Origin of the sequence: Labilibaculum antarcticum (assembly GCF_002356295.1) — a bacterium.
Lineage (GTDB): Bacteria > Bacteroidota > Bacteroidia > Bacteroidales > Marinifilaceae > Labilibaculum > Labilibaculum antarcticum.
Map to the genome: position 1 here is coordinate 2,573,666 of NZ_AP018042.1, position 13,107 is coordinate 2,586,772.

Consider the following 13,107-nt stretch of genomic DNA (forward strand, 5'->3'; position numbering starts at 1 on the left):
ATTTGATTTATGGCCAAAATGATGGTTTGTTTGCAGGATGAACAACATTACATTCATAACATTCGTTTCTGCGAATGGTATATATTATGACTTGCCCATCAGACTTGCTTGATAGTATGTGAAATTTGGCGGGATCAGGAGAATCTTCTTCCATTCTTATTTCGAAAGATTCGCATTCTTCAGGATAATTTGCAAATTCAAGGGTGAAATTATTTTCCGTGAAAAATTGATGCTTTCTGCTTGTGGATGATACTTCGAAGTATCCAATAGCCATGCATTCCTCGTTACATCCAGTTATATTACCTTCAATATTTGCGGGAGTGATATCGTAAAGAGCACCTTCAGAGAAGTTAACCGACTTAATTTTTTCCCAGAACTCATAATTGTTTTGTGATGTTGAAAACAGGGTGATATCAATTAGATAGTTGTATAATAATTTCACCTCATTAGTAAATATAGTGGAGGTTGGTTGGTGAGAAATAAATTTTAGATCCAAGTTTGCGGCATCGTAAATATTTACTGATGGAAAAGTAGTAACAGGGTAGCAGATTTTACTTGGATTTTCAGTAAATGTTTCAGTATTTAAATTTTCAGGAGATCTCCATTCATAACTTTCCCGGTATTCCCATCTTAAATAGTTGGCATTTTTATTATTAGTCTCTGCATTAAAATATATTTTTACTACTTTTTGTTTTTCCGTGGCACTAATAATCACCTCTTCTTCTTTTCCGTAGATCGATTCCACTTCAAAAGGTGGTGGCATTTTTTCAGGAGTTGATTCGTACTTTTCTCCTGTAATAGTTTCTATTTCGATCCAATATGTTTGGCCAACAGTTCCTTTGATTATATTGTTTACAGTTTGATAAACACCGGGTCTAATTTCCTGAAAAAGTTCACTGTTTCCTGAAGCATCATTTAAAATAATGATTGCATCTATCTCAGGGTTCAGGCTATCTGCCTTTATTAAATCTACAGTTCTAAAAAGTCTCAGCTCGTATGGTCCTGATTGGTTCGTAATTTTCCCATCAACCACAAGAATTGTATTTTCTGATTTACTATCAAGAAAAAACTTTTCTGTACAGGAGTTCAGAATAAGAAGACTGATTAATACTATGTATCGTGTTTTTGGTATCATTTAATTTAAATAGGATTTAATTTATGGCCAAAATGATGGTTTGTTTACTGGATGAACAACATTACATTCGTAACATTCCTTTCTGCGAACTGTATAAATGTTAGTTTCCTGTACTCTTTTTTTTGAGAGTATATAAAATTTTGCTGGATCAGGAGGATACTCTCTAATTTCCATAGTTTCACATTCTTCGGGATATTTTGCGAAACCTAAAGTGAAATCATTAGCTGTAAAGAATTTTTGTAATCGAGAAACAGAGGAAACTTCAAAGTATCCAATTATTTGACAGTTTTCATCACATGCAATCATATTACCAGTTATGTTTGCCGTCATTGCGCTAAAAAGACCTCCTTCAGAAAAGTTTACAGATTTGATATTTTCCCAAAACTTGTAATTTTCTGGAGTTGTTGAAAAGAGTGCCATATCAATTAAGTAATTGTATAACAGTTTTACTTGATTGGTATATATGGTTGAGGTAGCTTGTTTTGAAATTATCTTTGAATTTAACCCTGACGCATCGTAGATATTTACTAAGGGGAAATTCGTTACTGGGAAACAAATTTTACTTGGGTTTTCAGTAAATTTTTCAGTATTCAAATTTTCAGGAGATCTCCATTCATAACTTTCTCTATATTCCCATCTAATGAAATTTGCATCCTGACTATTGGATTTTGCATTGAAGTAGAAATTTACAACTTTTTGTTTTTCTGTGGCACTAGTAATTTTTTCTTCTTCTTTTCCATAGATATTTTCAATATCATAAGGTGGTGGCATTTTTTCAGGAGTTGATTCATATTTTTTTCCTGTTTGGGTTTCAATTTCGATCCAATATGTTTGCCCAACTGTTCCTCTGATTATATTGTTTTCCGTTTGATATATACCCGGTCGAACCTCCTGAAAAAATTCACTATTTCCTAAGCCATCTTTCAGTATAATTTCAGCATTTACCTCTGGTTTTAAACTGTCAACTCTTATAAGATCAACAGTTCGGAATAATCTAAGCTCGTAAGGGCCTGATTCATTTGTAATTTTCCCATCAACAACTAAAGTTGAAACATCAGAGTCAGTTTCCGGATAGAATTTTTCTGTACAAGATGTGTTTAGCAGTATTAATGGCAAAGCACAACAAAATAATAGTTTGAAAGGGGACATTAGGTTAGAGGTTTAATTAACGGGTTGACTAAAAGTAATATTTAAAGTTTATAAATAAGGAATTATTGATGAGTAATTTATAATAGATCGCCAGAGGCTATAATTATACAGTATGAACATGTCGAGATGCAAAGAATAACTGTTATATTTAATTGATATAAATAATTTGATTGGTTGCGTAATAGTAATACTAATTTAAATCGTGGGAGGATTTTGTGAAATATTGATCTGGAAAAAAAATCTCATTCTACTACAAAACTCACCTTTCCATACTTCATACCATTAATCTGGATCTCAATTTCATGTTGTCCCAAATAGTGTTTTCTTGTTGTGATTGGTTTAAAAGATATTTTCTTTTTAAAAGTAAGACATCCATTTTCAGGAATTGATTTTTTCGAAAGCTTGAAAACCTTAGGTGCTGTCCTGCCATTTGCTTTCATGTAATGAACTATAAAATCAATCATCAAATTTTGCTTGTCAGCAGATAAAGATTCAAGCTCAAAAGAGAATTCTATTTCATCGCCTAATTGACATGTAGGGCGGTTAACTCTTAGATTGTTTACTCTAATTTTAATATTTTGTAGATATCCTAAAAGAGTTAATGCTTTTGGATGACCTTGTTTAAGTAAAGTTCTGGAAGCGTGCCCAATAATCCATTGAGTGCCTTTGTTATTTGTTTTATTCCATCGGGTTAATGTTTCTACCACTAAATCAGGATGATCTTTCGCGATGTCATTCAAATTATTGGCGACAGATCTTCGAACATAGAGTTCATCATCTTCCTTTAATTTTTCTAATAACTCCAACACAGGAGAGGGATCTTTCTGAAATTCTCTGAGTGGTGATGCCCATGGTAATTTTGGGCGGGTTCCTTCTGATACTAACCTGCGAACATGTACATTCTCATTATTGGTCCATTGATGAAGATATTGAAATGTTTCTTCTGGAAATTTTCTAATAAACGGACGAATTGCATTCTCAGATGTAAATCTTTTTGTTATTTCGATCAGTGCATTTATAGAAAGTTGAAAATCTTCTTTTTCTAATCCAAATCGAGACACATAATCGGCAATTGGCATATAGTAAAAACCTTCGAATCCTTGAATTTTGGTTGTTCCCATTTCCGGATTAAACGAATTTAAAAGAATCTTCAAAGCTTTAGGGTAATCCTTGGGAAGATGATTATACAATTCTATGCATATCAGTTGAGAACGTTTGGATAAGCTTAGAGCATCTAGTTTTGGTGCAATTGAATTTACGAATGATGAGATATTGAATTCACTCCATGAATTCTGCATATTGGAAGCCATATTTTCAATTAGGTGTTTGTTATATACATCCTTAAATAAAAATCCTTCTTCCATAAGGTATTGCGATTTATGAATTATTATTGAATCCAATAAATTAGTCAATATTGCGAACCTGGCAAAATGATAAAAAGGCTGAATGCAAGCATCCAACCTTTAGGGTTTTAGGGTGTTTTTTTGTTATAAATTTTTCACCGTAATAACTGAGTAGTCTATATTCAATACTTTTACAAATGAATCTTTGGGAATTATTTCACCGAACTGAGATTTGGCTTTCCAGGTCGATCCGGAAAGAACTATTCTACCCGTGTTTTTGCGCTCGTTGATTTCTTCCATAACAATGGTTTCCTTACCAATCAATTTTTGGTAATCGTTATCTGGTTGGTATTTGTTACTTATGAAGTGCTTTTTAATATATGGTTTAATAATAAGCAGTCCCAATGCTGAGCATCCTATAAATACAAGTAATTGTTCAGGAATAATAAATCCCCAATAGGTGACTATTCCGGTTATTAGGGAAGCTATTCCAAAACAGACAGATACGAACGTCGAAATAAATATTTCAATAACGAATAGACCTACTGCCAGTAATAACCAAATATGCCAAAGTTCTAATTCCATTTTATTCTTTTTAATGCAAGCATAAATTTAGGGTGCGAATATGTTAATAACAAGTGTCAAGTGTGCCAAGTTTGGTTGATTCAACACTTCTAATTTTATTTTGAATGAAAATGTGCGGTTTTACTGCGATGCTGAAGTTTTTGATCTATCGGGTAAACTTGACTTAGGAGTTCGTTATTGAAAATGATTCTAAATAATTTCGATAAAATGAACTTTTTAATTAGGTTTGCGCTCTTATTAAAGACTTATAGATCCTAAATGCATAACTAAGTAAAGAATGATGAACCCATACATAACAATAGAACACGAAAAAATTCGGGAAAAAGTAAGGGAATTTGCCCAGAAAGAGGTAAAACCTTTGGCTTTTGAATTGGATGAAGAAGAAAAATTCAGTTCTCATCTTACCAATAGAATGGGTGAGTTGGGATTGTTTGGGATTTACTTACCCAAGGAGTATGGAGGACAAGCAAAAGATTATCTTTCCCTATTAATAGCAGTTGAGGAGATTGCAAAGGTTGATGCATCGCAGGCATCTACATTGGCCGCTCATAATTCTTTAGGAATTGGTCCGATTTATTATTTTGGTAGTGAAGAGCAAAAACAAAAATATCTGCCTAAATTAACAAGTGGAGAAAATATTTGGGCTTTTGGATTAACGGAAGACAATGCGGGTTCAGATTCAAGGGGAACAGAGTCGAGTGGTATTTTGGAGGGTGAGGATTGGTGGATTAATGGACGCAAGAAGTTTATTTCAAATGCATCGTCCGATTTGTCTTTAGGCGTAACTTTGCAGGTTGTAACTGCTAATGATAATGGAAAAAAGGAATTATCTGCTATATTAGTAGAACGAAGCACAGATGGATTTAAGGCGAAGCCATTAAAAGGTAAAATGATGTGGCGAGCTTCCGATACTGCGGAGTTAACTTTTGAGAACTGTAAAGTTCCGAAGGAAAATTTGTTGGGTAATTTGGGCGAGGGAGCTAAAATAATGCTTCAAACTTTGGATTCTGGTCGACTAACAATTGCGGCAATGGGATTGGGTTTGGCGCAGGGAGCATACGAAATGGCTTTGTCCTACTCAAAAAAGAGAGAACAATTCGGTAAACCGATTTCAAAATTTCAGGCAATTGGTTTTAAATTGGCTGATATGGCAACAAAGATTGAAGCGGCCCGACATTTATTATATCATGCATGCTGGTTAAAAGATAATGGTTATTCTTTTGGAAAAGAAGCTGCCATGGCTAAACTATTTTGCTCTGAAGTGGCACAGGAAGTTGCGAATGAGGCTGTTCAGATTCATGGTGCACACGGATTAATTAAAGAATCAGAAGTGGAACGTTTTTATCGCGATCAACGAATACTGCAAATAGGCGAAGGAACATCAGAAATTCTTCGATTGGTGATTTCAAGACATATTGGTTGTTAATTTTAAATTATGACAGACAGAAAAAAAGATCACATTGAGTTGGCTTTTCGTTCTCAGATGAAGGACGCTTTGATGGATGAACGATTTAATTATGAGCCCATGCTCAGTTCTCATCCTAAAGAAGATGATACCACTTTTACTTTCTTAGGAAAAGATCTGCAAACACCAATATGGGTTTCCAGCATGACTGGAGGAACTGAATTGGCTGGCAAAATCAATCAAAATTTGGCTCGTGCTTGTGCTGAATTTGGAATGGGAATGGGACTCGGTTCTTGCAGGTCTCTTTTGAATAGTGATGAGAATTTTTCTGATTTTGATGTTCGTTCAATCATTGGAGATGATCTTCCTTTGTATGCAAATTTAGGAATCTGTCAACTCGAAGAATTAATTCAAAAGAAAAAAGTAAGTAAGATTATTGGGCTTGTTGGTCGTTTACGTGCTGATGGTTTGATTATTCATGTTAATCCCTTACAGGAATGGTTGCAGCCTGAAGGCGATCAAATAAAGCAATCTCCAATAGAAAGTCTGGAATACTTGCTCGAGGAAGTTGATTTTCCAATTATAGTAAAAGAAGTTGGGCAGGGAATGGGGCCTGAAAGTTTACGGGCATTACTGCACCTTCCTCTTCAGGCAATTGAATTTGCGGCATTTGGAGGAACTAATTTTGCAAAAATTGAGTTGATGCGTAATCCCGATTCTCAAACTCAATTATTCGAACCTTTGGCCCAAATAGGTCATTCGGCTAGCCAAATGATGGATTGGGTGAATGAGATTCTTGCTACCGATGATCAGGTGAAATGCAAGGAGGTAATCATTTCAGGAGGAATTCAAAATTTTCTGGATGGGTACTATCTTATGGAGAAATCTAATCTCCCTGCCATTTACGGACAGGCTTCTGTTCTGTTAAAGTATGCCAAAGAATCATATGAAGAATTAAGAGCGTATTTAGAATCACAAAGGAAAGGATTACAGCTTGCCAAGAGTTTCTTGCGCATCAGAAAATAGAGTTTCACCTAAAAAGGTGCTTGTTTTTTGGGACAGCGATAGAAAAAATGTAATTTAGGACTTCGAAGTATTTTATTATTTTGTTGGTTTGTTCTAAATCAGCGAAAGAGTTAATGAAAAAGATATGAAGCGGAAAGCAATCATTTCAGGATTTTCTAAATTATCTCGTGAAGAGAAGATGGAGAAAATGGGCGAGTTAACGGGTAGTGCTGAGCAAATTAAGACTCAGTTAGATAGTTTTCGTCTGCAAAATAAAGAACAACAAGATTTATTGGATGATATTAGTGAGAACACTCTTTCTAATTTCTATCTTCCTTTTGGTGTGGCGCCTAACTTTCTGATAAATAACCATTTGTATCATATCCCAATGGTTATTGAGGAAAGTTCTGTGATCGCAGCAGCTTCAAGATCGGCTAAATTTTGGGCCAGTCATGGCGGATTTACTGCTCGGGTTGTTTCAGTCGTGAAATCAGGGCAAGTTCATTTTATTTGGAAAGGTGATTCGGAAAAGTTGAATGATTTATTGCCTGAATTAAAATTCGATTTGTATCAGGCAACGAAAGAAATAACCAGAAACATGCGCCAAAGAGGTGGTGGTATTCAAGGTATTCAGTTGGTGAATCGCACCGATGAAATGGAAAGCTACTATCAATTGCATGTTACTTTTGATACTGCCGACTCAATGGGAGCCAATTTTATCAACTCTTGTTTAGAGAAAATGGCCCAGCAAATGAAACGATTCTTTAAACAGTACGAAGGTCTTTCAGATCTGGAACGGGAATGTGAAGTTATCATGTCCATTCTTTCTAATTATACTCCAGACTGTCTTGTTGAGTGTTCTGTGGAATGCAGTCTTGATGAGTTAGATGAAATTCATCCGGGTTTAAGCGGAAAAGAATTTGCAGCTAAATTTCAAAAAGCTTCGAAAATAGCTGAACTGGATGTTTATCGGGCGGCGACTCATAACAAAGGAATATTTAATGGAATTGATGCTGTAGCCTTGGCCACGGGAAATGATTTTCGGGCCATTGAAGCAAACGGACATGTTTATGCATCTCAAAGCGGGAAATATAAGAGTTTAACACATGCCAGTATATCTCATAACCGATTTCGATATCAGTTAACGATGCCTTTGTCATTAGGAACAGTTGGTGGATTAACAAGCTTACATCCGTTGGCAAAGTTTGGATTGGAATTGCTTGGGAAACCTTCGGCTAAAGAATTAATGATGATTACGGCTGCTGCCGGATTGGCTAATAATTTTGGCGCTTTGCGATCATTGGTCACAACGGGAATTCAGCAAGGACATATGAAAATGCATTTGTCGAATTTGCTAAATTCTTTAAAAGCCGATTACGAAGAAAAGAAACAGGCATTGGAATATTTTGCTCACAAGACAGTTTCTTACAGCGAAGTGGAAGCCTTTATAAAGTCACTACGAACTAAGCTACAATAGAATTTGAAACCTTTATTTAAATATTATTCGAACGCTAAATTTTTGCTTACAGGTGAATACCTTGTATTGCACGGAGCTTTGGCACTTGCTATCCCTTTAAAGTATGGACAAGTATTGGAAGTTTTTGAATCTGAAGAAACGGATTTGGAATGGCTTGCTTACGAAAAAGGAAAATTATGGCTGAAATTTTCAATTTCGGATCAGGAAATTGAGATTCAAACTAACGAAGGGAAAACTGAAAAAGATTTTGTTTGTTTTCTTTTGAATAAAGCCAAGAAATTAAATCCGTCCTTTCTGAATCTAAGCCGTTTAAAAATAAGGACTGAAATGGATTTTGATCGAAGTTGGGGTTTAGGAAGCAGTTCCACTTTAATAAATAATGTTGCACAATGGGCAGAAGTAAATCCATACGATTTGCATTCTTTGGTTTCAAATGGATCTGGTTTTGATATTGCCTGTGCTAATTACTGCAAACCGATTCTGTTTCGGCGATATGGTAGTCATCCGTTAATATATCCTGTCGTTTTCCCCGAAAAATTCATGAGTCAGTTGTACTTTGTCTATTTGGGTAAAAAGCAAAAGAGCCGTGATTCTGTTCATGCTTTTTTGAATGATAGTACGTGTGAGCAAGAAAAACTGGACGAGCTAACTCAACTGAGTAAAGATATGCTTTCAGCTAAAAATTCACAGGAATTCGATAAGGTGATTAAGCTCCACGAGTTTTTAGTATCTGAATTGTTGGGGCAAGAATGTGTTAAAGAAAAATTATTTCCTGATTTTGAAGGTTCCATAAAATCACTTGGAGCTTGGGGAGGTGATTTTGTTATGGTAAGAAGTGATTTGAGTACAAAAGAAATTCATTCCTATTTTTATAGAGCCGGATTAAGAACCATTTTTTCCTGGAAAGAAATGATACTGGGAACAAACTAATCTATTTGCTGTTAAGCGATGAAAAATACTAATAATTCAGGATCTGTTAGCTGGGAAAGTCCTTCAAATATTGCTCTAATTAAATATTGGGGAAAGAAAGGCTATCAGCTGCCTTGCAATCCTTCCATTAGCATGTCTCTAAAAAACTCGTTAACTCGTACAAAGCTTACCTATAAGACAATGGGTGATGGAGATCATTTGAGTTTTTTATTTGAAGGCAAAAGGCAAGTGTTATTTGAACAGCGAATTGCTAAATTCTTTGAAAGTTTGCCCAGTCAATTTAAATTCTTGAAAGATTTTCAATTGTCCATTTCTTCAGAAAATACCTTTCCTCACTCTACAGGAATTGCAAGTTCTGCTTCAGCAATGAGTTCGGTGGCTCTTTGTTTGTGTAGCATGGAGGAGGAAATTACAGGAGTGCAAGTGGAGAATGCGGAGTTTTATCGGAAAGCCAGCCTAATTGCACGATTAGGTTCAGGAAGTGCCTCCCGATCTGTTTATGGAGGTTTTGTTGCTTGGGGAGAAAGTAATTCTTTTCCCAAATCTTCCGATGAGTATGCGGTTCCTTTTTCGGAATATACTCATCCTGTTTTTCAGGATTTTCAAGATGCAATTCTATTGGTTAGTTCTAAAAAGAAAGAAGTTTCCAGTTCAGCAGGTCATCAGTTAATGGTAAATCATCCTTATGCAACAGCTCGTTTTGCTCAGGCAAATTCACATTTTGAAAGAATGTTGGGTGTATTAAAATCAGGCGATTTGGAGGAGTTTGTTGAAATAATGGAAAATGAAGCTTTAAGTTTACACGGATTAATGATGAATTCCACACCTTCGTTTACTTTGTTGAAACCTAATACTCTTGAATTAATTGAGAGAATTAGATCTTTTCGGTTGAGTAGTCATATTCCTATCGGATTTACTTTAGATGCTGGACCAAATATACACTTGATGTATCCTAAATCGGAAGAGGGAAAAGTAGTGCCTTTTATTGATTCAGAATTATCTCAGTTTCTGGAAAAGGGAAAGTATATTGTTGATGAAAAAGGGGATGGCCCACAAAAAATAAAAATTTAGAGCGCTGTGAGAATACATCCTGACTTATTTTATGCGAAAATATTACTCTTTGGGGAGTACAGTGTTTTACTAAACTCTATGGGTTTAAGTATTCCTTATACTCATTTTAATGGAGAGCTGAGTTTTATTGGTGATGATAAATATACCGATCGAAATTTTGCCAAACGATCAAATTTGGAACTGCTTAAGTTCTTAAAATACCTTAATGACAATGCTTGTCAATATGATGCCTTAATTGATTTGCTTGCTTTTGAAAAAGACATACAAAATGGATTGTATTTTGAATCGAGTATTCCGGAGAGTTATGGTTTAGGGAGTTCAGGTGCCTTGTGTGCTTCTGTTTACAAGAAATATGGAATCAAACCAATTGGGAATAGTAAGAAACTGAAAAATGGAGAAATAATTCGCTTAAAGACTGTGTTAGCACAGTTGGAAGCTGGTTTTCATGGTAAAAGCTCAGGTCTTGATCCTCTTAATTCCTATCTAAAGGTTCCTTTGTTAATTCACAATCAAAATGAAATTGAACAAGTTAGCTTGCCTGGGAAAAAATTTGGTGAAGACAGTGCAATATTCTTAATTAATACACAGAAATCTGGAAATACGGAACCATTGGTTCGTTCATTTTTGAAGAATTGTGAAAATAAAGAGTTTTCCAATTTAATGGAAGAAAAATTAATTCCAATGAATGATAAGTGTATTCAGGAATTGGTGAGTGGAAATGCTGATTCGTTTTTTTCTGACTTGAGTAAACTATCAAAATTTCAGTTGACCAATTTTAAATCAATGATTCCTGATAATTTTCTGGATTTGTGGGAGGAGGGATTAATCACGAAAAGATTTTGGCTGAAACTCTGTGGCTCTGGTGGAGGTGGTTATTTGCTGGGTTTTACCAGAAATTATTCCACCACAAAAGATTTTTTGTTGGAAAAGGGATATGATATAGTGACGGTTTATGAGAATGAAAAATAGTAATAAATTATTTTATCCCAAATGAAACTACAATCGGTATTAGGCAATATTTAAAGGAATACTATAAGTTACTTGGGTTCCATTTAGTTTTGGATCTGTATTTTTTAAATCAATGATTTCGAACTTCATTTTTTTAGCTGATTTAAAATTATAGATCTTAACCCGGTCCATAGCAATTGAGGTTGCAATAGATTGGTGATTCTTATTTACGCTGTTCTTTTTGGCTTCATCAATACCGATGCCATTGTCTCTAATTTGAAATTGTAATAAATCCTTATTGGCAGTAAGCGATATATTAATCTGTATTTGGGCATTCGGATTGTTTCGTAACATTCCATGAATTAAGGCATTCTCAACAAAAGGTTGGGCAAGCATCGGTGGAACAAGTACCTGATCTTGATCTATATTTTGGTCAAGTTTAAATTTGTAACTAATGTCATTTTCGAATCGTAGTTTTTGCAGACCGATGTAGTCTTTTAATGTTTCAAGCTCTGTTCTAAGCGAGACAAATTCTTCTCGTGAGTTCTCTAAAATACCCCTAACCAAACTTGCCAATCGTGAAAGATAGTTATTCGCTTCTTCATTTTTTTTATCCAAGATGAAACTCTGAATGGCCGTTAACGAATTGAATAAAAAGTGCGGATTCATTTGTGTTAACAGTACCTTCTGGCGCAAATCCATAATTTTATGGTCTGCTCGTAATCGATTAATCCGTAAAGAGAACAGGATGGCAACAACGCCCAAAATCATCACTACTATTAGAAGGATAATCCACGAATTTTTTTTCCCCAATTCAAGATGCTGTATTTGACTTTTCTGCTGAAGAACTTCTAGTTCTTTTTCTTTCTGTTCCGACTCATATTTTGCTGTTAATTCTTTTACAGCACTGTTTTGAAAAATCGCAATCAAAGAATCTTTAATTAAATGATGCTTTTTTAGATAATTAATTGCTAGAACAGGCTGATTCCTTTTTTCTAAAAAACGCGAGTAGTAGAAATAGTTTTCTAGTAAATCGTTTGGCAAGTGGTTTTCTTTGCTTAATTGAATGGATTTTTGATAATACTCTTCAGCTTTCTTATTTTCCTCAATCTCATCGTAAGCAGTAGCTTTTAGTAAAAATATTTTACTGAGTCCCCATTGGTCGTTGAGTTGAATTCGAAGTTCTTCACAAAGGTCGTAATAATCCAATGCTTGATTAGTTTGGTTAATTGCCTGATACGATTGACCAATGTTCATAAGAATGGTTGACTGGAGTTGTGTATCGCCTGTTTTTTTATTTAAGTCTAAAGCTCGAAGCCGATAAGAAAGTGCTAAATCTTGATTTCCGAGTTCACTATGCAGAACACCCATATTAATATAGATGTTTGTTAGTCTTTTCTTGTCGCCCAATTTCTCATAAATTTGTTGGGCATATTGGTAGTACTCTAAAGCTCTGTCAAAATCAGCTAAGGTTTGATGTACTCCTCCAATATTTAAGTAGGCACTTCCTATTCCTTTTTCATAATGCTCAGATTTGTATATGTTTAAGGCTTTGATGTATTCTTGTAAAGCTTCGTTGTATCTTCTTGTTCTGCGGCATATAATTCCAATATTTGCGGTTACTTTACCAATATTTAGTGTATCACCTACTATTTTATATTGTGCTATAGCTTCTTTGTAATAATATTCTGATGAATCAAAAACACCCTGATAAAAGTAGCTAACTCCCAAAGACTTGTAGGTAGCGGCTAAAATATTTGCATTGTCAGTTTTTAGAGCTAATTCGAGGGCTTGTTTTCCAACTTTAATACTTGCATCGTAAGATGAATCGCGTAAGTGTTCTGCTTTTTTTACTGTTTCCGCTACCTGTTTCTCTTGTAAGGTTTGCTTTTTTAAATCATCAGAGCTTAAATTGCTTGAGAATAGTTGATTTGGTGATAAACAGTATATGAGAGCCAGAAGAAGTAGATGTTTCATGCCGTAAAAATAAGGGTGTTACAGGAAAAAGTACAATATTTATTGCATTATTTTTATATCGTTGAACATAGAAAGTGCTATA

11 protein-coding genes are annotated in these 13,107 nt (G+C 34.8%); 6 read left to right on the forward strand and 5 right to left on the reverse strand.

Translation table 11 applies throughout. The features are described from left to right. Positions 1–7 precede the first annotated feature (7 nt). The 4 genes from ALGA_RS10130 to ALGA_RS10145 all read right to left on the reverse strand — a co-directional run bounded on the left by ALGA_RS10130 (position 8) and on the right by ALGA_RS10145 (position 4,212). Entirely contained in the window at positions 8–1,135 is a 1,128-nt protein-coding gene (locus ALGA_RS10130) for a DUF4249 domain-containing protein (protein ID WP_096429204.1), read from the reverse strand. A 21-nt stretch (positions 1,136–1,156) separates the two neighbouring features. After that, a complete protein-coding gene (locus ALGA_RS10135) occupies positions 1,157–2,284 on the reverse strand; it encodes a DUF4249 domain-containing protein (RefSeq protein ID WP_096429205.1) in 1,128 nt (375 codons plus the stop codon). A 242-nt stretch (positions 2,285–2,526) separates the two neighbouring features. Further along, positions 2,527–3,648, reverse strand: a complete 1,122-nt coding sequence (locus tag ALGA_RS10140) for a DNA alkylation repair protein (RefSeq protein WP_096429206.1) — start codon at positions 3,646–3,648, stop codon at positions 2,527–2,529. 123 nt (positions 3,649–3,771) lie between these two features. Next, positions 3,772–4,212 (reverse strand): NfeD family protein, encoded by a 441-nt coding sequence (locus ALGA_RS10145; protein WP_096429207.1) that lies wholly within the window; start codon positions 4,210–4,212, stop codon positions 3,772–3,774. Positions 4,213–4,492: 280 nt separating this feature from the next. Here ALGA_RS10145 and ALGA_RS10150 point away from each other — a divergent pair, with 280 nt between their 5' ends. From ALGA_RS10150 to ALGA_RS10175, 6 genes are all read left to right on the forward strand, one after another. Then, complete coding sequence (locus ALGA_RS10150) at positions 4,493–5,638, forward strand: acyl-CoA dehydrogenase family protein (protein ID WP_096433570.1); 1,146 nt, start codon at positions 4,493–4,495, stop codon at positions 5,636–5,638. A 9-nt stretch (positions 5,639–5,647) separates the two neighbouring features. After that, a complete protein-coding gene (locus tag ALGA_RS10155; protein ID WP_096429208.1) occupies positions 5,648–6,643 on the forward strand; it encodes a beta/alpha barrel domain-containing protein in 996 nt (331 codons plus the stop codon). Positions 6,644–6,767: 124 nt separating this feature from the next. Then, the gene (locus ALGA_RS10160) at positions 6,768–8,099 is read left to right on the forward strand and encodes a hydroxymethylglutaryl-CoA reductase, degradative (RefSeq protein WP_096429209.1); all 1,332 of its coding nucleotides are present in this window, start codon (positions 6,768–6,770) and stop codon (positions 8,097–8,099) included. Positions 8,100–8,102: 3 nt separating this feature from the next. Further along, a complete protein-coding gene (locus tag ALGA_RS10165) occupies positions 8,103–9,029 on the forward strand; it encodes a GYDIA family GHMP kinase (protein WP_096429210.1) in 927 nt (308 codons plus the stop codon). A gap of 18 nt (positions 9,030–9,047) precedes the next feature. Continuing rightward, positions 9,048–10,100 carry a diphosphomevalonate decarboxylase gene (gene mvaD / locus ALGA_RS10170; protein WP_096429211.1) on the forward strand — a complete coding sequence of 351 codons (1,053 nt, stop codon included), beginning with the start codon at positions 9,048–9,050 and terminating at the stop codon, positions 10,098–10,100. A 6-nt stretch (positions 10,101–10,106) separates the two neighbouring features. Beyond that, positions 10,107–11,069 carry a GHMP family kinase ATP-binding protein gene (locus tag ALGA_RS10175; protein ID WP_145957609.1) on the forward strand — a complete coding sequence of 321 codons (963 nt, stop codon included), beginning with the start codon at positions 10,107–10,109 and terminating at the stop codon, positions 11,067–11,069. A gap of 39 nt (positions 11,070–11,108) precedes the next feature. Here the strand turns inward: ALGA_RS10175 and ALGA_RS10180 are convergent, their stop codons facing one another. Next, complete coding sequence (locus ALGA_RS10180) at positions 11,109–13,025, reverse strand: tetratricopeptide repeat-containing sensor histidine kinase (RefSeq protein WP_096429213.1); 1,917 nt, start codon at positions 13,023–13,025, stop codon at positions 11,109–11,111. Positions 13,026–13,107 lie beyond the last annotated feature (82 nt).

Bases quoted from the DNA above. Each gene is read 5' to 3' on its own strand.
- ALGA_RS10145 (WP_096429207.1), bottom strand. From the start codon at position 4,212: ATGGAATTAGAACTTTGGCATATTTGGTTATTACTGGCAGTAGGTCTA.
- ALGA_RS10180 (WP_096429213.1), bottom strand. From the start codon at position 13,025: ATGAAACATCTACTTCTTCTGGCTCTCATATACTGTTTATCACCAAAT.
- ALGA_RS10140 (WP_096429206.1), bottom strand. From the start codon at position 3,648: ATGGAAGAAGGATTTTTATTTAAGGATGTATATAACAAACACCTAATT.
- mvaD (WP_096429211.1), top strand. From the start codon at position 9,048: ATGAAAAATACTAATAATTCAGGATCTGTTAGCTGGGAAAGTCCTTCA.
- ALGA_RS10160 (WP_096429209.1), top strand. From the start codon at position 6,768: ATGAAGCGGAAAGCAATCATTTCAGGATTTTCTAAATTATCTCGTGAA.
- ALGA_RS10150 (WP_096433570.1), top strand. From the start codon at position 4,493: ATGAACCCATACATAACAATAGAACACGAAAAAATTCGGGAAAAAGTA.
- ALGA_RS10130 (WP_096429204.1), bottom strand. From the start codon at position 1,135: ATGATACCAAAAACACGATACATAGTATTAATCAGTCTTCTTATTCTG.
- ALGA_RS10135 (WP_096429205.1), bottom strand. From the start codon at position 2,284: ATGTCCCCTTTCAAACTATTATTTTGTTGTGCTTTGCCATTAATACTG.
- ALGA_RS10155 (WP_096429208.1), top strand. From the start codon at position 5,648: ATGACAGACAGAAAAAAAGATCACATTGAGTTGGCTTTTCGTTCTCAG.